General features: G+C 72.3%; 25 protein-coding genes and 1 pseudogene. 18 read left to right on the forward strand and 8 right to left on the reverse strand.

From position 1 onward, the window contains the following. The 7 genes and pseudogenes from ACIF6L_RS34515 to ACIF6L_RS34545 form a co-directional block, all read right to left on the reverse strand. Positions 1-380, reverse strand: a pseudogene (locus tag ACIF6L_RS34515) (protein-L-isoaspartate O-methyltransferase); the annotation flags it as partial. A 2-nt stretch (positions 381-382) separates the two neighbouring features. Next, entirely contained in the window at positions 383-508 is a 126-nt protein-coding gene (locus ACIF6L_RS34520) for a hypothetical protein (protein WP_396491621.1), read from the reverse strand. A gap of 184 nt (positions 509-692) precedes the next feature. After that, positions 693-1,862, reverse strand: a complete 1,170-nt coding sequence (locus ACIF6L_RS34525; protein WP_396491620.1) for a hypothetical protein — start codon at positions 1,860-1,862, stop codon at positions 693-695. Continuing rightward, positions 1,859-2,146 carry a hypothetical protein gene (locus ACIF6L_RS34530; RefSeq protein WP_396491619.1) on the reverse strand — a complete coding sequence of 96 codons (288 nt, stop codon included), beginning with the start codon at positions 2,144-2,146 and terminating at the stop codon, positions 1,859-1,861. Before ACIF6L_RS34530 ends, ACIF6L_RS34525 begins: the two co-directional genes overlap by 4 nt. After that, positions 2,143-2,454: a hypothetical protein gene (locus ACIF6L_RS34535; RefSeq protein WP_396491618.1), complete on the reverse strand. Its 312-nt coding sequence runs from the start codon at positions 2,452-2,454 to the stop codon at positions 2,143-2,145. Before ACIF6L_RS34535 ends, ACIF6L_RS34530 begins: the two co-directional genes overlap by 4 nt. 169 nt (positions 2,455-2,623) lie before the next feature. After that, a complete protein-coding gene (locus tag ACIF6L_RS34540) occupies positions 2,624-2,929 on the reverse strand; it encodes a hypothetical protein (protein WP_396491617.1) in 306 nt (101 codons plus the stop codon). Positions 2,930-2,981: 52 nt separating this feature from the next. Continuing rightward, complete coding sequence (locus tag ACIF6L_RS34545) at positions 2,982-3,353, reverse strand: hypothetical protein (protein WP_396491616.1); 372 nt, start codon at positions 3,351-3,353, stop codon at positions 2,982-2,984. Positions 3,354-3,461: 108 nt separating this feature from the next. Between ACIF6L_RS34545 and ACIF6L_RS34550 the strand changes: the two genes are divergently transcribed. The 14 genes from ACIF6L_RS34550 (at position 3,462) to ACIF6L_RS34615 (ending at position 11,495) form a co-directional block, all read left to right on the forward strand. Further along, complete coding sequence (locus tag ACIF6L_RS34550) at positions 3,462-3,902, forward strand: hypothetical protein (protein ID WP_396491615.1); 441 nt, start codon at positions 3,462-3,464, stop codon at positions 3,900-3,902. A 109-nt stretch (positions 3,903-4,011) separates the two neighbouring features. After that, positions 4,012-4,203 (forward strand): hypothetical protein, encoded by a 192-nt coding sequence (locus tag ACIF6L_RS34555; RefSeq protein ID WP_396491614.1) that lies wholly within the window; start codon positions 4,012-4,014, stop codon positions 4,201-4,203. Between the two features lie 90 nt (positions 4,204-4,293). Then, a complete protein-coding gene (locus tag ACIF6L_RS34560) occupies positions 4,294-4,800 on the forward strand; it encodes a hypothetical protein (RefSeq protein ID WP_396491613.1) in 507 nt (168 codons plus the stop codon). Between the two features lie 53 nt (positions 4,801-4,853). After that, positions 4,854-5,000 (forward strand): hypothetical protein, encoded by a 147-nt coding sequence (locus ACIF6L_RS34565; protein WP_396491612.1) that lies wholly within the window; start codon positions 4,854-4,856, stop codon positions 4,998-5,000. Next, positions 4,997-5,626 carry a hypothetical protein gene (locus tag ACIF6L_RS34570; RefSeq protein ID WP_396491611.1) on the forward strand — a complete coding sequence of 210 codons (630 nt, stop codon included), beginning with the start codon at positions 4,997-4,999 and terminating at the stop codon, positions 5,624-5,626. Before ACIF6L_RS34565 ends, ACIF6L_RS34570 begins: the two co-directional genes overlap by 4 nt. Beyond that, positions 5,623-6,114 carry a hypothetical protein gene (locus ACIF6L_RS34575; protein WP_396491610.1) on the forward strand — a complete coding sequence of 164 codons (492 nt, stop codon included), beginning with the start codon at positions 5,623-5,625 and terminating at the stop codon, positions 6,112-6,114. The genes ACIF6L_RS34570 and ACIF6L_RS34575 overlap by 4 nt, the downstream gene beginning before the upstream one ends. 140 nt (positions 6,115-6,254) lie before the next feature. Further along, positions 6,255-7,457 carry a helix-turn-helix domain-containing protein gene (locus ACIF6L_RS34580; RefSeq protein ID WP_396491609.1) on the forward strand — a complete coding sequence of 401 codons (1,203 nt, stop codon included), beginning with the start codon at positions 6,255-6,257 and terminating at the stop codon, positions 7,455-7,457. A gap of 210 nt (positions 7,458-7,667) precedes the next feature. Continuing rightward, positions 7,668-8,081: a recombinase family protein gene (locus tag ACIF6L_RS34585; protein WP_396491608.1), complete on the forward strand. Its 414-nt coding sequence runs from the start codon at positions 7,668-7,670 to the stop codon at positions 8,079-8,081. Beyond that, complete coding sequence (locus tag ACIF6L_RS34590; RefSeq protein ID WP_329492500.1) at positions 8,081-8,284, forward strand: hypothetical protein; 204 nt, start codon at positions 8,081-8,083, stop codon at positions 8,282-8,284. Before ACIF6L_RS34585 ends, ACIF6L_RS34590 begins: the two co-directional genes overlap by 1 nt. A gap of 22 nt (positions 8,285-8,306) precedes the next feature. Beyond that, positions 8,307-8,786 (forward strand): hypothetical protein, encoded by a 480-nt coding sequence (locus ACIF6L_RS34595; protein WP_396491607.1) that lies wholly within the window; start codon positions 8,307-8,309, stop codon positions 8,784-8,786. A gap of 10 nt (positions 8,787-8,796) precedes the next feature. Then, a complete protein-coding gene (locus ACIF6L_RS34600; protein WP_396491606.1) occupies positions 8,797-9,339 on the forward strand; it encodes a hypothetical protein in 543 nt (180 codons plus the stop codon). Between the two features lie 268 nt (positions 9,340-9,607). After that, positions 9,608-9,970: a hypothetical protein gene (locus tag ACIF6L_RS34605; RefSeq protein ID WP_396491605.1), complete on the forward strand. Its 363-nt coding sequence runs from the start codon at positions 9,608-9,610 to the stop codon at positions 9,968-9,970. A 410-nt stretch (positions 9,971-10,380) separates the two neighbouring features. Continuing rightward, complete coding sequence (locus ACIF6L_RS34610) at positions 10,381-10,941, forward strand: helix-turn-helix transcriptional regulator (protein ID WP_396491604.1); 561 nt, start codon at positions 10,381-10,383, stop codon at positions 10,939-10,941. Then, positions 10,941-11,495 carry a hypothetical protein gene (locus ACIF6L_RS34615; protein WP_396491603.1) on the forward strand — a complete coding sequence of 185 codons (555 nt, stop codon included), beginning with the start codon at positions 10,941-10,943 and terminating at the stop codon, positions 11,493-11,495. Before ACIF6L_RS34610 ends, ACIF6L_RS34615 begins: the two co-directional genes overlap by 1 nt. A gap of 56 nt (positions 11,496-11,551) precedes the next feature. On the opposite strand, the gene ACIF6L_RS34620 is transcribed toward ACIF6L_RS34615, so the two are convergent. Further along, the gene (locus ACIF6L_RS34620; RefSeq protein WP_396491602.1) at positions 11,552-12,940 is read right to left on the reverse strand and encodes a sporulation protein; all 1,389 of its coding nucleotides are present in this window, start codon (positions 12,938-12,940) and stop codon (positions 11,552-11,554) included. Between the two features lie 253 nt (positions 12,941-13,193). Here ACIF6L_RS34620 and rfbB point away from each other — a divergent pair, with 253 nt between their 5' ends. The 4 genes from rfbB to ACIF6L_RS34640 all read left to right on the forward strand — a co-directional run bounded on the left by rfbB (position 13,194) and on the right by ACIF6L_RS34640 (position 17,637). Further along, on the forward strand, positions 13,194-14,192 hold the full coding sequence (rfbB, locus tag ACIF6L_RS34625; protein ID WP_396491601.1) for a dTDP-glucose 4,6-dehydratase: 999 nt from the start codon (positions 13,194-13,196) through the stop codon (positions 14,190-14,192). Positions 14,193-14,233: 41 nt separating this feature from the next. Then, positions 14,234-15,397 carry an NAD(P)/FAD-dependent oxidoreductase gene (locus ACIF6L_RS34630; RefSeq protein ID WP_396491600.1) on the forward strand — a complete coding sequence of 388 codons (1,164 nt, stop codon included), beginning with the start codon at positions 14,234-14,236 and terminating at the stop codon, positions 15,395-15,397. A 20-nt stretch (positions 15,398-15,417) separates the two neighbouring features. Continuing rightward, positions 15,418-16,506, forward strand: a complete 1,089-nt coding sequence (locus ACIF6L_RS34635) for a DegT/DnrJ/EryC1/StrS family aminotransferase (RefSeq protein WP_396491599.1) — start codon at positions 15,418-15,420, stop codon at positions 16,504-16,506. 162 nt (positions 16,507-16,668) lie between these two features. Then, a complete protein-coding gene (locus ACIF6L_RS34640; protein WP_396491598.1) occupies positions 16,669-17,637 on the forward strand; it encodes a hypothetical protein in 969 nt (322 codons plus the stop codon). Positions 17,638-17,691 lie beyond the last annotated feature (54 nt).

Here is a 17,691-nt window from a genome sequence, read left to right on the forward strand (position 1 = left end):
GCGGCGAGCGCGGCGTTCCAACCCTGCCCACCGCCGATGTCCCACACCCGGTGCCCGGGCTCCAGCAGCAGCGAGTCCAGCATGTCCACCACCACCCCCTGCGCGGACAGGCTGGACGACGCCAGCCCCTCGCTCACCTGGGTGACCGCGGCCGCGGACTGGTCCGCGTACAACTCGCCGGCCCAACCCTGCGGATCGGCCCACCGTTCCACCGCCACGTACGCGTCCCCGTCCCACCGCCACAGCCGCTCCGGCGCGAACCAGTCCCGCGGCAACGCGGACACGGCCTCGCGCAGCCACGGAGCCCGCTCGGGCCAGGCCCCACGCGCCTCCATCGCCTCATCAAGGCCGGCCCGCCACCCCACGAGGTCCAGGTCCACGCTCAGTCCTTCTTCGGCAACCGGTGCTTCCCATCACTACCCGGATCCGGCTTGTCGACCTTCCCGTCCGCGTTCCCGGGCGGCGCCTTGCCCTTGTCCAGCGGCTGATCCTTCTCCCGCTTACCCATCAGGGCTCCCCCTCTGCGCACAGAACAACAACCCGGCCATCCTGACCGCTACGCCACGCAGACGGTAGGGGGCGCAGCAGCGCACAAGGGGCGCCGGATGTCGTACGCGCGCCCCCGGGAAAGCAAGCGGCCCCGGCAGTGCCCTGCCGGGGCCGCTCAGGCCTTCTCGGGACCACCGCACAACCTACTGGTGGGCACCGACACCGTCGTCGGGGGGAGCGGCGATGGTCAATGCGTCCAGAGCCTGCTGCGCCTGGCCTTCGTTGCCCCTGCCGCCACGGCGCGCCCCAGACTTGGCGTAGTGCGTGGCCATCTTCTCCGAGGCCCAGTCGCCGTCCGTGATGGCCAGGATCTCGGCCCCGCTGTACCCCTGTGCACCGAGGTCGGCCGGCACGCCGGCGCGCAGGCCGTGGCTGGTGGCGGTCGGCGCGTCGAAGTCCGGCGTGCGGGCGATCATCCGCTTCAGCGCCCGGTTCACGGCGTGCCCGCTCAGGCCGATCCCGGTCTTCGGTACGGGCATCAGGCCGCCCTTGGGGGTGATGCCGCGCAGCAGCGGCATCTCGGGGTCGGCCTGGCCGTACTCGGCGAGCAGCTCCAGATACCGGCGCACCACCGCGATGGCCACCCGGTCCCGCACGGTGTACTCCTTGCCCGTGGACCAGTGGTCGTTCTTCGAGGTGCGCTTGCCGACGATCATCTCCTCGCCGCCGTCCGCGAGCATCACGAACGCGATCGAGTCGATCCGGTAGGCGGCCTGTTCCGAGCGGCGGGCCCGAGTGCGATAGCCGAGATGCAGGATCACCAGGTCCCGGTAGCGCGCGAGTTCGCTGCTGGCCGTCACGCCCGCCTGGAGCTCGGCGACCCGGGCGCGGTCGACCGGCGGCGACGACCTCGGGACGCGCTTCTCCGCCGCGAACCGGGCGGCCTGCTTGCGGATCAGGGCGTTCGCCGCCCGCGTGGGCGGCCACTTCGCGAACCCCGCGTCCGCGTTGCGGTCCCGGATCGCCGCCATCGCCAGCCGCAGCGAGCTGACCGGCGCTCCCGTCCTGTCCCGGCCGCCGTGCCGGCGCAGGTGGGAGATGTAGGAGACCATCGTGGTCTCCTCGGTCCGCGGGCCCGGCCGGCGGCCCTCCGCCGCGCACCAGCGCTCGAAGTACCGCCACTGTTCGTTGTACGTCGTGCTGGTGCGCTCCGGCCGGGAGTCGGCCAGGTCCTCGGCCGCCTCGGCGGTCAACGGCTCCTCGGCGTCGACCCCGGGCAGCGCGAACTGCACGAGCGCCTGGTCGTCATCCTCGACCAGCTCGCCCTCGATCACCTCGACGCCCGCCAGCACCGGCAGCCTGTTCCCGCTCACGGCTCCTCCGCGCCCGCGACCACCCAGCCAGCCAGCGACTCCACCATGTGCGTGCCGCACCCGGCGCAGATGGCCGTCGGACGGGGATCGCGCAACTTCGTGGTCTCCACCGGACGGTGCTCGACGCACGTGCTGGTGCGGCGCAGCGCGACGGCCAGGGCGGCCGGGCTGCCTGGGACCGGCTTGATACCGAGCAGGTCGTGCTCCAGCACGGCGATCAGGGCGGGGTCCGCCCGCTCGGCCGGCGGCGCGGCCACGGCCGGGCGGCGACGGAACCACGTCACGCCGCCTCCAGAAAGTGGTTGAAGGGCTGATCGGCCGTTACCGGGTAGAGGGGGTGGCCGCGCCAGGTGTGTGCGGCCGCGGTCAGGATTGCCCAGGCCGTTGACGCGATGACACCGGCCTCGTAGGCCTCCTCATGGCCGGCGGTTGGCGGCATGTCCGCGAACCGGCTCACCAACTTCCTGGCCGCCCGGACGGCTTCGACCAGCGCGTGCTCCGGCTTGTTGTCGGCGCGCGCGAGAACCTCCTCCGCCACGCGGGCGAGCACGAAGTCGGCGACGGTGTCGATCTGCTCGCGGGTGATGTACACGGACATTCCCCTTCCGGTGCGGTTCCGCCGGCCCGGGCCGGGTGCGGCGGACGGGTCCAGCGTAGGGAGGGGTGCTGACGGCCCGTGGAGCACAGGATATCTGTACCAACCTTCGTGTTGCGTCCTCTAAATACAGTTAGAGGACGCAACACGAACCCTGGTACAAACGTCAGCGGGGGACCGGAGCGCCGTTGGCGAACCGCGCCCAGGCCGGCCGGTGGCCCGGGGCGTCGTGCCACGGAGCGGCCAGCTCCACCAGCGCGTCCCAGGCGGTGTGCCAGCGCTCCGATGCCGGATCCGGATCCTTCAGGTCGGCCAACAACGACGTCGTGAGCGTCACGGTGGCGTTCACCACGGCCCTGGCAGCGCGGTCGCCGACACGGACCCCGGACATGTTCTGGTTGTAGACGAACGCGCTCAGCGCCCGTACCTCGTCCTCGTCCGGTCGGGCGGGCGCCTGTTGCTCGGTCGTCATGGGGGAAGCGTACGGCGCGACCGGCGTCGACCGGTGCCCGCAAAAGGGCGGTTCACCCCTTCGGGCGGAGATCATCCGGCGCAGAGATCGGGTGGGACCACAGCGCATCCCAGTCCGGCCGGTCGCGCCACGGTCCGGCCATCCTCGCCAGGGTGCCCCAGAGGCGGACGATCTCCCGGGCGCAGGCGGCGGCGGTTGCATCGTCGGTCGCCCGGTCCCGCAGGGAAAGGGCGGCCAGCAACTCCTTCCGCAGACGCGCGGCGGCCGTCCCCAGCTGGTACGTCCCGATGTCGCCGGCCGGTGACGCTTGCAGCTCCGGGGCCCGCCGGGAAACGAACGTGGCCAGCATCCGGACGTCCGTCGGGGTGAGGCGGTCGGAGGAGACGGGCGGACACGGAAGACGGACCAGCTCGGCGTTCGTCATGCCTCCACCGTAGGGCGGTCCTCGGACAGTGTCGACGCCCCGAAAGGTCTGTCACCCGTCTACCACGGTTATTTGTGTTCAGGGCCCGGACCTGGGAGGGTGCGCGCCATGCGAATCACCGTCACCGTGGAGGACCCGACCCCCGAGGTCCTGGAGCGACTCCTGGCCTTCACCTCCGAGCCGGGTGCGGAGGTGGCCGCGATGCCGGACACCCGCTGGACTCCGGAGCGGGCGCGCGCCTACTACCTCAACCTGCCGCCACGAGCCCAGCAGATCCTGCGCGCGGTCGTCGCCGGCGGTGGCTGGTGCTCGGCGGACGTCGCCCGCGGGGAGGGTGGGCGCAGCCTGCGCGGCTGCACCGGCGCCTTCGCCCGCAGAATCCGGGAGGGGGCTCTGGTTGGACGATGGCCGGCGTCCCTGCCGGTTCCGGTGGAGACCGTCACCACGATGGGGGCGGTGGTGAGATTGGAGATGCCGAACCACGGCACCGAAGCCGACCCGCTGCCGGCCTTCCGAGCCGCGCTGTCCGACCTCCACGGTGAGGGCTGAGGGAAGGTCAGGGGGTCCTGCGAAACGAGCTGCTCGCCCCATAAAGGTTGCGATAGCGAAACCATTATGGCAGAATAATGGTTGTCGGAACGCAACTATAGGGGATACGATGCACAAGGATCTGCGGGCCCTGGTCAAGAAGCTCACCGTCCAAGGGTTCGAGGTGGAGGCCACCAAGAACGGCCACCTCACCGTCCGACAGGACGGGCGCCGGGTGGCCACCCTCCCCGGAAGCCCCAGTGACCACCGCTCCATGGCCAACTGCCTCGCAGTCCTGAAGCGAGCCGGGTTCAAGCCCTGACCCCCACCCCGGGGGCGCCCCCAGGGGTGCCCCCGGGCCCCAACCGCGCACCGACAGCCCACCGCCCAACTCGCCACCAGGAGAACCCAGATGGCCACCCACAAGACCGCATGGAACGCGTACATCGAGTACGCCACCACGGTCACCGACGACGTCCACGACCAGCTCTTCGACCAGCTCGCCGAGTACGCGGGAGCGCCCACCACCGCCCCCAACGGCAACTTCGCCGTCGAGATCACCCTGCCCGCCCCCACCGTCGAACTCGCCATCCCGGCCGCGCTGGAGATCGTGGGTGCCGCGCTGCGCGCCGCGCACGGATCCGCCCCGGTCGCCGTCATCGAGGTCATGAGTCGCGCCGAACGGAACCGTCGCACCCACGCCCCGGACATCCCCGAGCTGACGGGCGTACCCGGCGTCGCGACGATCCTCAACATCAGCGGCGCGGGCGCCCGCAAGCGGATCGCCTCCCCGGAGTTTCAGCGGCACGTCCCGGTCGCCGCCACCATCGACGGCCGCCCGGTCTTCATCGCCGACCAGGTGAAGCGCTACGCCGCCCAGCGCAGCGCCGGGCGCCCCCGCACAGCCGCCGAGCAGTGACCGACCACCAGGACGGGCCCGTTCCGTCCCCACCCGCCTCGAAGGAGAACACCATGGACCGCGAGCAGCTGGTCCAGGTCCTGACCGACGACCTGGAAGCGCTCGACAACGAGACCGGTGAAGGGCTGGCCGAGATGCCCTACCAGGACATCGCCGAAGCCCTGGCCGACTCGATCCTGCGGAAGGTCGTGACGACGTGACGCCCGAACTCCTCTGGGGCCGCTGGCTGCCCGGGCCGGCCGACACCGAGCCGATCGACCACGGCACCCTGCTGGAGTGGTGGCCGTCCCAGCGTGCCGCCGAACGCGCACTCCGCGAGCGCCTCGGTACACAGCCGGCCACCATCGACGGCATCGCTCGCAGCACCCAGAACCTCGCCGACGGCCGCACCCTCACCAACCAACAGTTCTACGGCGACAGCGGATCCCGGATCTACCTCTACGCCGTCACCGGTCGGCCCGGCCACCACCCGCAGGCCGAGCCGCGGCCCTACGGGATGCTGGAGTTCGGTCCCCGCGGTGGCGTCTGCTTCCGTAACCTGGTCGGCGCCGATTCGGTCACCGTTCACGTCGAGGTCGTCCACCAGGACAGCGGCCACGAGTTGTACCTGCGAGACGCCGTCGTCTACCCGTGGAACCTCGCCGCCTTCGGCAGGCCGGACAACCCGAACCGCTGGACCCGGTGGCTGCAGTACGTCGCCGCCCGCGGCGTCGCCACCCTCGACATTCGCGTACCCGGTCCACACCAGGCCACCGCCACCGATCTGGACACCGGCCAGCAGCTCGCCGCGATCACCGGCGACCTCACCCTGGAGCCCGCCCGATGACCACCGCCCTGGCTGTCCCGGACGCCCTGACGCTACCCCCGCTCGATCTCGACCCGCGCCCGGCCGAGCAGACCTTCGCCGACGGCCTGGCCGACGACCTCGAGCCCGAGACCTTCTTGTGGATCCGGATCCGTCAGCCCGACGGCGGATCCCACGTCCACTACCGATGGACCGCCGGCGGCCGCGAGCTTGGCGACCACATCGACCAAGCCGCCCTCGCCGCCGAGCTCGACAGCTCCGACACCCTCTACATCGCCAACCGGCACCTCACCGAACACGAGCACGGGGAAGTTCTCATCCAGGCCCACCCGCTGCGCCCGATCCAGGCTGACGTAGTGGCCGGCGTACGGGCGCCCGAGGGGGAGCGGGCGAAGCTGCGCAGGATCATCCAGCTCGCTGCCGAGCACAGCGGCCGGTACGACATCGCGGCCAACCCGCGGGTGCCCCGCTGGTTCGGTGTCGGGCCGAAGCTGTTGACCGGTCGGTAGCGGAACCGCGAACTTTCTGCGACCAGACCCTACGGGCCCCGCCCATGATCACAGTTGGTGCTTTCAGAGCTACACAGAGCTGAAAGGGGGTACCGTCCCGTGCACACGGGTCTAAGGCGCGCACGGGACGGGAGTACATCATGGCACCACCGAACACCATCAGCATCGGACAACGCATCAAGGCGTACGAGGACGAGCGCGGAATCAGCCATCTGAAGCTGGCCAAGCTCGCCGGCGTCTCCTACAGCCTGCTCACCAAGGTGGTCACGGACTACAAGCCGCCGACACCCGACTTCATCAACGCCGTCGCCCGTGCCCTGGGCGTCGAGCCCGCTGACCTGATGCCACCCCCGACGTACAGTGACGGTATGTCCGCCGATCCGCTGGCGCCGCTCATGGGGCCCATCCGAACCGCGCTCGACCTTTTCGACCTGCCGCCCCAAGAAGACGTCAGGCCCAGGCCGCTGGGCGCCTTACGAGCAGCGGTGAAGCGCATCAACACCCTCGCTCAGGCCGCCGCGTACAAGCCGATGTGCCAGACCCTTCCGGGCCTGATCACCGAGCTGCACACCGCTGCGCACGAATTCACCGGCGAGCAGCAACGACAGGCCTGGGGTCTTCTCGCCGAGGCGTACCGGTGTGGCCACTCGGTGGGTATCGCCATCGGAATGACCGACCTGTCCGCCACCGCGCTCGCCCGGATGGACTGGGCGGCCCAGCGTGCTGGCGACCGTGCTCCGGGCCTGCGAGCAGCCCGCGAGTACCTGAGAGTCACCGCCTACCTGCGGGAGCAGAACCTGGGTGCCTGCCGTCGGCTCCAGGCTGCCGGCCGTGCCCACCTCGAAGGCACGGACCCGGAGACCCCCGGCGTCTTGGCCGTGGGCGGCCAGCTCCACCTCGGCTCGGCGGTGGTGGCCGCGCGCTCCGGAGACACGGACCTGATGGAACACCACCTCAAGGAGGCGGGACGGGTCGCGGCTGTCACCGGGGAGACCGACGACTTCTCCCTGCACTTCGGGGGGACGAACGTAGGCGTGCACAGGGTGATGACGCTCGTCGAGTCCGGACAGCACGACAAGGCCGTCCGGGCCGCGCAAGGGGTTCGGTTCCCGCCGGGGTGGGCGCCCACCAGGATCGGACACCACCACATCGACTTGGCCCGAGCCAACTTCTGGCTTGCCCAGCCCGAAGCCGCGCTCGATCATCTCGACGCGGCCTACGAGGTGGCTCCTCAACAGGCGTCTCGCCATCCCCTGGTACGCGAGACCGTCACTGGTCTGGCCCGCGCGGGCGGACGGCGCAACCCCCGTTTGTCAACCTGGATCGTTCGCTCCGGGGTGTGACGATCTTTCACTTTTCGTGAAATTCAAGGGCTTTCATCTTCGGCAAGCTTGGTCATGCAGGGCCCGGTGCGCGGGCAGATCTCCCGCACCGGGCAGCCGCCCCAGCTGCCGATCGCCAATGGGAGCCCCACCATGGCAACTGCCTCCCCGCGACCGTCCGGTCGCACCCCCTCCTCAGGGTCCAGGTCCTCAACGGCGCCTCAACGCCGATTGCAACTGGCCAACGCCGCCAGCGGATGGGGAGCGAACTCTGTCACGGTCGCGTCCTATGTCGTCTCGCCCGGCCCCGGATGGCCCGCCCTGCAGTTCTCCGACTGCCGAGCGGCTGCCGAGCGGCACGGCTGGACCGTTGGCCGCGAGTTCACCGACTACACCCCGCCCGGCTTCGAACGCCTGGACCTCGGTGAACAGTGGCGAATGACGCTGCGCATGGCCGAGAGCGGCCTGCTCGACGGCATCGTGCTCCACGACCTCACCACGGTCACGAGCGACACCCAGGACTACCTCACCCTGGTCAACTGGGCCGCCGACCACTGCACCTTCGCCCTCGTCGTCAACGGAGGCGAGTACGGCCGTGACCACCTGATCGGCCGCCGGCCGGTGACCACCACGGCGGTGGCCTGATGAGCACCGCCGGAGAGCAGGCCGCCGCCCGGTTCAGGGCGGCGCTGGCGCTGACCGGCTGTTCCTGGCCGACCGTGGCGGCCTCCGCCTGGCCGGCCGGCCCCGACGGGGTGCCGCTGGTCGACCTCGGACACGGGCCCGCGCCCCTGCTCGACCAGCTGTCCGCCTGGATCGAGCAGCACGCCGACCCGGCGCACCCGTAGGCACGAGGCACAGGTGTTCCAGGTGCAGCTCCTCGTCGTCGCCCATGCCTCCCACGCCTGCGGGCTGCGCGAGCGGGTGCTTCACCGGCTCGCCGGCTGGGGCATCTGGTTGGACGCGGAGGCGTCGGACACCGTGCGCGTGGTCGTGAGCAACCTGTTCGCGGCCGCGCTGCTCCACGGAGTGCGGGGACAGACCGTCACGGTGCGGCTCTCCGCGAGCCGCGGGGAGCTCACCGTGGAGGTCATCACCGGCGGCACCGCCCACCCCCACCGGCGCCCGCGCGGAACCGTCGGCACCGGCCGGCTCCCGGTTGCCCTCGCCGTCTACGCCACGGCCGGCGGCGTGACCGACCATCCGCGGGGCCGCACCTTCTGGGCCACCGTGCCCGTGTCCACCCGACACCGCCGCACCGAGCGGGCCGCACCGCTTCGCTGCCGCCTTCCGTCCCGGGCCGCCCCCCCGCAGCCGGGCCTGACCCGACCATCCGCCGAACGACCGTGAGAGGACCACCGTGCACGCCGCACCTCCCGTCATCCCGCCCGCCAACGTCGCCGGGCTGCGCTGGCTCGCCGGCTTCCATCCCGACCCGATCGCCTGCCTGGACGCCTGGGACCGCGGCGACCAGGCCGAAATCCCGCTGCGCCACCTCGCGGCCGTGCAGGTGAGCGCGACCCTCGGGATACGGGCGGCGCAGCGGCTGGAGCCGATCGGGCCCGTGCTGCACAGCGTCGGCCGCGGCACGGTGGAGTTCCTCGTCGCGCCGACCACGATGGCCGTCGACCGTCCCGACGTGAGGCTGCTGACCGGCGGGGCGCTGCCGTGCCCGCCGCCGGGCCGAGCCCCGCAGCGGCGCCGGGCCCCGCGTTGGGTGGTCGAGCCGGACGGCCTCGGCCGGCTCATGGACGTCCGGGTTGTGCTGGACGCGGTGGTCGCGGAGCACGCCTACTTCGCGACGCTGCCGGACGACGCCGACATCCCCGTCGGTCGTGCGCCGTCCGCCACGGCGGCGGCCGCCTTCATCACCGCCGGCCGAAGAGCGGCCGGGCGGCCCTGAACTCCTGGCGGCTGTGCAGCGGCTCTGACCGGCCGCCAGGGACCGAACCCCGCCCACGACCGGGCGGGGCGGCGGGAGAACAGCGTGCCCCACCCCCGTGGGCACGCCACGTTCACCGCGAGGAGCGCCGTCTGCTGGACAGACGGGCGCTCGGTCGACCGTCACGCCCGGAGGGAACGTGGCGGCGGGCCAGACGGGGGTCCGGCCTTGGACGGGAGGCCGGGCCCCACCACTCGACGTAGGCGCAGCGGGAGAGGAAGCGAGCGGGGTGGGTGTGGACGACGAGTCCGCTGGGCGGCTGCCGGTAGTGGCCGCCGACGAGCAGTTTCGGATGACCGCCGAGGAGGCGCGGCAGCGTATCGCCGCGGACCTACGCCGCTGGGGCGCCCCGACACTCCTCCAACCCTCGACCGACCGCCTGGCCCAGGCCTGCGCCGCGCTGGCGCTCACCGGCCTGCACCTCGCCCTGCCCCCGGACGCGGTCACCTTCCTGCACGAGTGCAGGGACTGGCTCGACACCGCGGCGGACCTGGAACTGGCCGGCGCCGATCCCAAGCAGCCGCTGGAGGCGCTGCACCGTGTCTGCGGTGCGCTGCGCGCGAGCACCGCCCTGCTGGAAGGGCGGCGATGAGTTCCGCTGGCCGGGTTCCGATCCCCGAGCCGGCGGGCCGCACCGGAGGGCGGCGCGACACCCTGCCGCCGCGGGTGCGGCGAGCGGCGACCGGTACGCGCTCTGGGGAGAGTGCTGGGCGTGCTGGTCGTGCCCTGCCTCGGGCCGCCCGGCCCGGGGCAGGGGTTGCTCCGGGGGCTGCTCCGTGGCCCTCGCAGTTCCTGGCACCCGCACCCCGGGATCATTCGGTCACCTCGACCTGGCCCAGCCTGTTCACCGTCCTCCCGGTGACCGGTGACCCCAGACCACCGATCCCCGACGACCATCGGCCCTGGCGGGACCGCCCCCGCGCGCGGACCCAGTTCCGGCCCTGACCGGCCGATCGGCGCGGCCTCCGGCCACGCCCCGACCTCGACCTTCGGAGCCCACCCATGCTCTCCGTTCTACCCGCGGTGACCGGCCACCCCTGCCCCGCCTGCGGCAAGCCGGCCAGCCTGCGCCACGACCTGCACCAACTGCTCACCCGCATCGCCGTCGGCCTGACCAACCGGCGGATCGCCGCCGCCACCGGCCGCACGGAGTCCGAGGTCATCCGGTGGACCAGCACGCTCTACCAGGAGCTGCCCGCCCGAAGCCGGATCCAGGCCGTCGACGTCGCCTTCCGCGCCGGCCTGCTGCCGCTGAGCGCCGACGCCCGCCAGCCAGAGCAGGGCTTCGCGCCCACCACCCTGCTCGTCGCCACCCAGCGCGCCCAAGGCCTGCGCCTGGAGGAGATCGCGCTGCGCAACGGCCTCACGCTTGGCACGGTCAAGACCCACACGGACCGGCTCCACAAGCAGCTGGGCGTCGGCAACGGGGCCCGCGCCGTCTACGACCTGCACTCCCTGAACGCCCTGCCCCGCCCGCACCCCTGCCCATGCACCACCACCGGACGCCCGGACCACGGGCCCGGACCCTCCCGGCCCACTCCTGACTCCGTGGAGACCCTCTGATGTCCTCTCTGCCGAAGGCCGGCCGGCGCTGCCCGCGGTGCGGCGCCGCCCCCGTCCTCGAAGCCCCGGGCCACCGCGTGCTCGGCCTCCAGGCGTATGGCCTGACGCACCGGGCGATCGCCGGCCGTCTCGGGTGGTCGAGCGACACGGTCGGCGCGCTGGCCGGCCAGGCCCGCCAGCAGCTCGGTGCGGCGACGGCCGTGCAGGCGGTCGACATCGCCTGCCGCACCGGCCTGCTCGTCCCGCCGCCGGGCGACCCTCTCGTGGCGGCGCGGGTCACCGGCGGTCAGCTGACCGCGTTCGAGCCCATCACCCGCGGCCTCAGCCACCAGGAGTGCGCGAAGGTCCTCAGGGTCGGCACGGCGACCGTGGGCAGCCACCTGCGCCTCCTCTACCACCGGATCGGCGCCCGCACCGCTGCCCACGCCGCCTACCTGCTGCACGGCCTTCGTCGTCTGCCGTCCGGTCACCCGTGCCGCTGCCCGGGCCGCGGCACCGCCGACGCACCGGCCGTGACGGCGCCGGCCGCCGGGCTCGCGTCGGTCGGCCGGTGAACGCCCTGCCCGCGGTGCCCGGGCCAGGCCCGCGCCCGGGGGCCGGTGGGCGGGGGTCAGGCGGTGGCCAGGACCGTGCCGGCGCGGTGCAGGAAGTCCGCGACCTGGTCCTGGCCGCGCCAGGGGCGCAGCGCGGTGGTGACGTCGCGCAGGTAGGCGTGGGCGCGGGCGGAGCGGACCGGTCCGAGGATCGCCGTCGCGCGTTCGCCGGCGGCCAGCGCGGACGGGAGGTCGTCGTTCTGCAGGTGGGCGACGGCCAGCACGGTGCAGCGGATGCCGGTGGCGCGGGCGAAGTCGCTCGCGGACATCGGTCCGGCCTGGTGGCCCCAGCGCAGGGCGGCCTGCGGCTGCCCGAGATCCTTGTGGATCTCGGCGGCGTCGGTGCTGATCCGCTGGTGGGTGAGGTAGGCGAGGTGGGCCGGGTCGCGGGTGCCCGGGTGGATGGAGTCCAGCATGCTCTCGCACGCGACCAGCGCCCGTCCGGCGGCCCGGCCGTCGCCCGCCCGGCCGTGCGCGCGGGCCTCCGCGAGCTTGATGAAGGCCAGCACCCGGGGCGCGGCCGCGTGCTGGGCCTGCTCGTAGGCACCCTGGGCCATGTCGATCGCCTCCTCGGGGTAGCCGCGCAGCATCGCCTGCAGACTCATCGTCGCCAGGGTGTACGCCCCGGCCTCCCGGTCGCCGGCGGCGCGCGCCAGACGCAGCGACTGGACGAAGTCGCGCTGCGCGGCGCCGTGGTCGCCCATGTCGAAACTCGACCAGGCCGAGACGCGAGCCAGTTCGGACACCGCGGTGAGCAGCTCACGGCCGAGCTGCTCCGTGAAGTGTCCCTGGAGCAGCGGCACGGCGCGCTCGCGCAGCAGACGCGAGACGGCCGGCGCCTTCGCGTGGCCGCCACCGAACCGCGAGTCCCAGCGCCGTGCCTCCTCGGAGGCCTCCCACAGCTGATCCAGGTCGGTCCGTCCGACGCGGCGCCCGCGCGGGTCGGGGGTGACGGGGACGGCGTCGGCGGGCGTGCCGAGCCAGCGCAGGGTGGGCACCGTGTACGCGCCGATCGCGAAGGAGCCGTGGAGGAGGGAGCGTCGGTTGATCATGGGGGTGCTCCAGTGCTGGATGGCGCCGCGCAGGGCGGTATCGGGATCGCGGGGGAAATCCAACCCGACGTCGGGGCCCGCCTCACGCGCCTCGCCCATGCCGATCTCCGCCAGGGTGACCGGCCGCCCGAGGCGTTCGCCCAGCGCAACGGCCACGCACGCCGGCGCCGGGTCGCGCGGAACCATCCCCTTGGCCGTCCACCGGGATACGCCCGTATGGGTGTAGGCGGTCGTGACACCGCGCTCGGCGGCCAGCTCGTTGACCCGCCGGGCGAGCCACTTGTGGCTGACGCCGCAGGCCTCGATGAGCGCGGCCAGGTCCGTGTTCGGGCCCTTGGCCCGGGTGGTCGCCACGACGGGATCCCCCTGTTCGTCCGGGCCCGGCCCCGACGTGCGCGGGCCGGTGCTCCGAGCGTAGAACGCCCCAGCACCGCCCGGAGCCGGTTCGTGTTGTGTGCCCCCCTTGTGTGCCTCCCCGCAGGAGCGCCGCGGGTGTTCCCTGGACACCCACCCACCAACGGTCCAACCGAAGGGGAGCAACTCACATGCAGTCAGCCATATATGACGATTCGTAGGGTCGGCTCACGGGCCCGTAGGATTCGGCCCCATGAGCCAGAAGAAACTCCTTGTCACCGGGGGCGCCGGCTTCATCGGCGCGAACTTCGTCCGCTACACCCGCGAGCACCGCCCCGAATACCGCGTCCAGGTCCTGGACGCGCTGACCTACGCCGGGAACAAGGACAACCTCGCCGGCCTCGACGACGTCGACCTGGTCGTCGGCGACATCTGCGACCGCGACCTCGTCGACCGCCTCATCGCCGACTCCGACGTCGTCGCCCACTTCGCCGCCGAGTCCCACGTCGACAACTCCCTGCACGACCCCGAGCCGTTCGTCCGCACCAACGTCCACGGCACCTTCACCCTCCTGGAAGCCGTCCGCCGACACGGCAAGCGCCTCCACCACATCTCCACCGACGAGGTCTTCGGCGACCTGCCCGTCGACAGCACCGACCTGTTCACCGAGGACAGCCCCCACAACCCCTCCAGCCCCTACTCCGCCACCAAGTCCGGCTCCGACATGCTCGTGCGCGCCTGGGCCCGCTCCTACGGCGTCCAGGCCACCATCTCCAACTGCGCCAACAACTACGGCCCCTACCAGCACCCCGAGAAGTTCATCCCCCGCCAGGTCACCAACCTGATCACCGGCACCCGCCCCCGCCTGTACGGCGACGGCACCAACGTCCGCGAGTGGACCCACGTCGACGACCACAACGCCGCCGTCCACACGATCATCGACCACGGCACCCCCGGCGAGACCTACCTCATCGGCTCCGCCGACGAGCGCAGCAACCTCGAGATCGTCCAGCTCATCCTCGAACTCCTCGGGCACGACACCACGGCCTACGACCACGTCGCCGACCGCCCCGGCCACGACCTGCGCTACGCCAACGACAGCACCAAGCTGCGCGCCCTCGGCTGGACCCCCAGCTACGCGGACTTCCGCCAGGGCCTCGCCGACACCATCGCCTGGTACCAGAACAACCAGCCCTGGTGGCAGGCCCAGAAGACCCGCACCGAATCCAAGTACACCGAGATCGGGCGCTGACCCCACGGCACGGGGCCGGCACCCTGGAAAGGACCCGCCCCGTGCCTCGCACACTGATCGTCGGAGCCGGCATCGCCGGCCTGCTCACCGCCCTGCGCCTGGCACATGCCGGCCACAACGTCACCGTCCTCGACGCCGAACGCATCGGCTCCGGTGCCACCTGTGCGAACCACGGCATGCTCCACTCCGGCGCCCTCTACGCCCGCCAGGCTCCCCACATCGTCGACGCCTGCCGCCAGGCTCAGGAGTTCTACACCCTCCTCGCCCCCGACGCGCTCGTCCCCGCCGCCGAGGCCGTCTACGTCCTCGACCACGCCGACGAGCCCGAGTTCCGCACCGCCCTGGACACCCACCGACTCTCCCACCGCCGCGTCCAGCCCGCCGACGTCCAGCACCTGCGCCCCGAGGCGGTCGCCGGACAGCACCTGATCGCCACCACCGAACGAGCGGTCTCCTCCCGCCGGCTCATGACCGCCATCACCGCCCAGTGCCTGGCCGCCGGCGTGCGCTTCGTCCTCGGCACCGCCGCCCACTCGATCGTCCTCGACGGCAACCGGGCCGCCGCCGTACGCACCGGCACCGGGGACCACCTGGAGGCGGACCACACCGTCCTCGCCGCAGGACTCGGCACGACCCGCCTGCTGGCCGAGCTGGAGTCCAAGCACGCCGCTGACCTGCGCTCACGCCTGGACATGATGATGCACCTGCCCGGCAGCCTCACCCAGGGCATCATCTTCACCAACCAGTCCGGCCCGGTCGTAATGCCCACCCACGGCGCCGTCCTCGCCTCCCTCTACGGCGGCATCCAGCCGCAGATCACCGGATGCCGCCGCTTCCCGGTCACCCTGGAACGCACCCAGCTCCTGCTCCACCAGCTCGGCCGGCTCCTGGAACCCGGCGCCGTCGACCTTCCCTCGGCCACCGCCTACACCGTCGGCAAGACCGACTACGTGGCCACCCACCAGGCACTCGCGGGCCGATTCAACCCGGGCTGGCACATCATCGACCACACCGACCGCGACAACATCACCGGCCTGCACACCATCTGCACCGGCAAGATGACGCTGGCCGGCCACGCCTCCGCCGCCTGCGTCGAACAGATCCTCGGCCACCCCGTCGACCTCCTCATCCGCCCGCGTCCCGCCGTCGACGTCCCCACCGGCCTGGTGGCCGTCGAGCCCTGGGCCCCGGCCCTGGCCGCCTGAACCCGAAGGGAACAACCCCCGTGATCCCCCCGTTCCGCATCGAGTTCACCACCGCCCAGAAAGCCGCGTTCCTCACCGCCGCAGCCGCCATCCTCGACAGCGGCCGGCTCACCCTCGGCCCGCACACCGCCCAACTGGAGCAGCTGTTCGCGGCCACGACCGGCACCCGCCACGCCGTCGCCGTCTCCTCCGGCACCACCGCCCTCGAGATCGCGTTGCGCGCCCTCGGCCTCAACGACGGCGACGTCCTCGTCCCCGCGAACACCAACTACGCCACCGCCGAAGCCGTGATCCGCGCCGGCGCGCGTCCCGTCCTCTACGACGCCGCGCTCACCGCCACCGCCGACGCCATCGACGCCGCCCGCACCCACGCCACCCGCGCCGTGATCCTCGTCCACATCGGCGGCCACATCACCCCCGACCTCGACAAGATCACGGACCACTGCGACACCCACAACCTCCTCGTCGTCGAAGACGCCGCCCACGCCCACGGCTCCGCCACCGCCGACCACTCCGCCGGCACCATCGGCGCGGCCGCCGCGTTCTCGACGTTCGCCACCAAGGCCGTCACCACCGGCGAAGGCGGCCTCATCACCACCAACGACCCCACCATCGCCGACCGCGCCCGCCACTACCGCGACCAGGGCAAGGACTCGACCGGCCGCAACACCCTCTTCGGCAGCGCCTGGCGGATGCCCGAACTCTCCGCAGCCCTCGGCCTCGTCCAGCTCACCACCGCACCGAACCCCATGGAGCGCGGCCACGACCTCCTACGCGCCTACGCTCAGCAGATCAGCAGCCCCCACGTCGCCGTCCCCTTCGAACCCAGGCACCGCTACAGCGGCCACAAGGCGATCATCCAGCTGGCCAACCGCGCCCAGCGCGAAGACCTGCGTGCCCACCTCGAAGCCGCCGGTATCACCCCCGCGCGCGGGGTCTACGAACACCCGCTCCACCACCAGCCCGCGCTCGCACTGACCGGCAGCTACCCGCTTGCGGACCGCTTCGCCGCCACCCACCTCTGCCTCCCCCTGTGGCCCGGGCTCGCCCCCGACCAGCAGCAACACGTGATCAACACCGTCAACGCCTGGACACCACGACAGGAGTGAGCGACACCCGGGGGGCGGCCGAACGGCGGGCGCCCCCCGGCTCAGCTGGCCCTGAGTCGTGCATTTCTCCATTCCAGGGAGGTATACCGGGCCCGTTATTATCGTGCCACCAGAATCGGACACACCTCCTCGCCGAGAGTGGCGAGGGCCTAAGGGGCACTCGTGAAGGAACAAGAGCAGGTCAACGCCCCCTCGGTCCGTGACCTCACGGACGCCTACCAAGTTCTCCTCGGCAAGCCGGACCTGACGCGGGAGAACGCCCGCAAGTACGGCGCGGTCGTGCACGAGGTGGAGCAGGCCGTCCGGGAGGGCGTCCTGCCGAGCCGCGGCCCGTTGACAACCGAGGCCCTCGACGCCTTCCTCGCGGCCGCCGAGGACGGCCTCTACCGCTCGGCGGCCGCCGGCAGCGGGCAGACCGCCCAGGCGACCAACCGGGGCCGGGTCGGCTGCCTGAACGCCCTCTCCGCGCTCGCCGAACGGCCCCTGAACCTGGCCCACCGCACTCCGGCCCCCGGCCTGAAGCCGGGGATCACCACCCGCCAGGCCGGCGTGCTGCGCCGCTACATCAACACCCACAACGCGCTGGAGGGCCTGGACAGGGACCACCGGCGGATCCTGCTGGCCATCGGCCTGGTGCTCGACACCCGGGCCCGCTCCGGCGAGCTCGCCGCGATGCTCACCAGCGACCTGGCCGTCCAACCCCGGCCCCGGCGGCGGCCGCCGCACGTGATGACCGTCCCGCTCCGCCTGAACCCGCAACGTCGTCCAGACCCCGCCCGGATCCTCACCGAGCCCATCGAGCTGCACCCCTCGACCAGGGCCTCGCTGGAACGCTGGCTGCCCATCCGCGAACTCCTGGTCGGCGAGCTGCGCACCTGGCACCGGCAACACCCGGACCAGGACGTGGATCCGCACCACGACGCCCTGTTCGTCTCCCTGCAGCCGAACCACACCGGAGGTCAGCCCTCGGTCGAGGGCGGGACCCCTCTACGTCCGGCCGGCATGCCGCTCCAGGCCCAGGGGCTGCGGCGCGCACTCGACCGAGCAGCGGAACGGATCAACGCCGAACGCCGCTACCGGGGCCAGCCCCTACCCACCATGGAACAGCTACGACGAATCGTGGAGGCCTGAACCTCCGCCCGCTACACGGCATTCCACCGATGACGACGATGGGGGAGAGTAGGT

Source organism: Kitasatospora sp. NPDC086009 (genome assembly GCF_044540385.1).
Lineage (GTDB): Bacteria > Actinomycetota > Actinomycetes > Streptomycetales > Streptomycetaceae > Kitasatospora.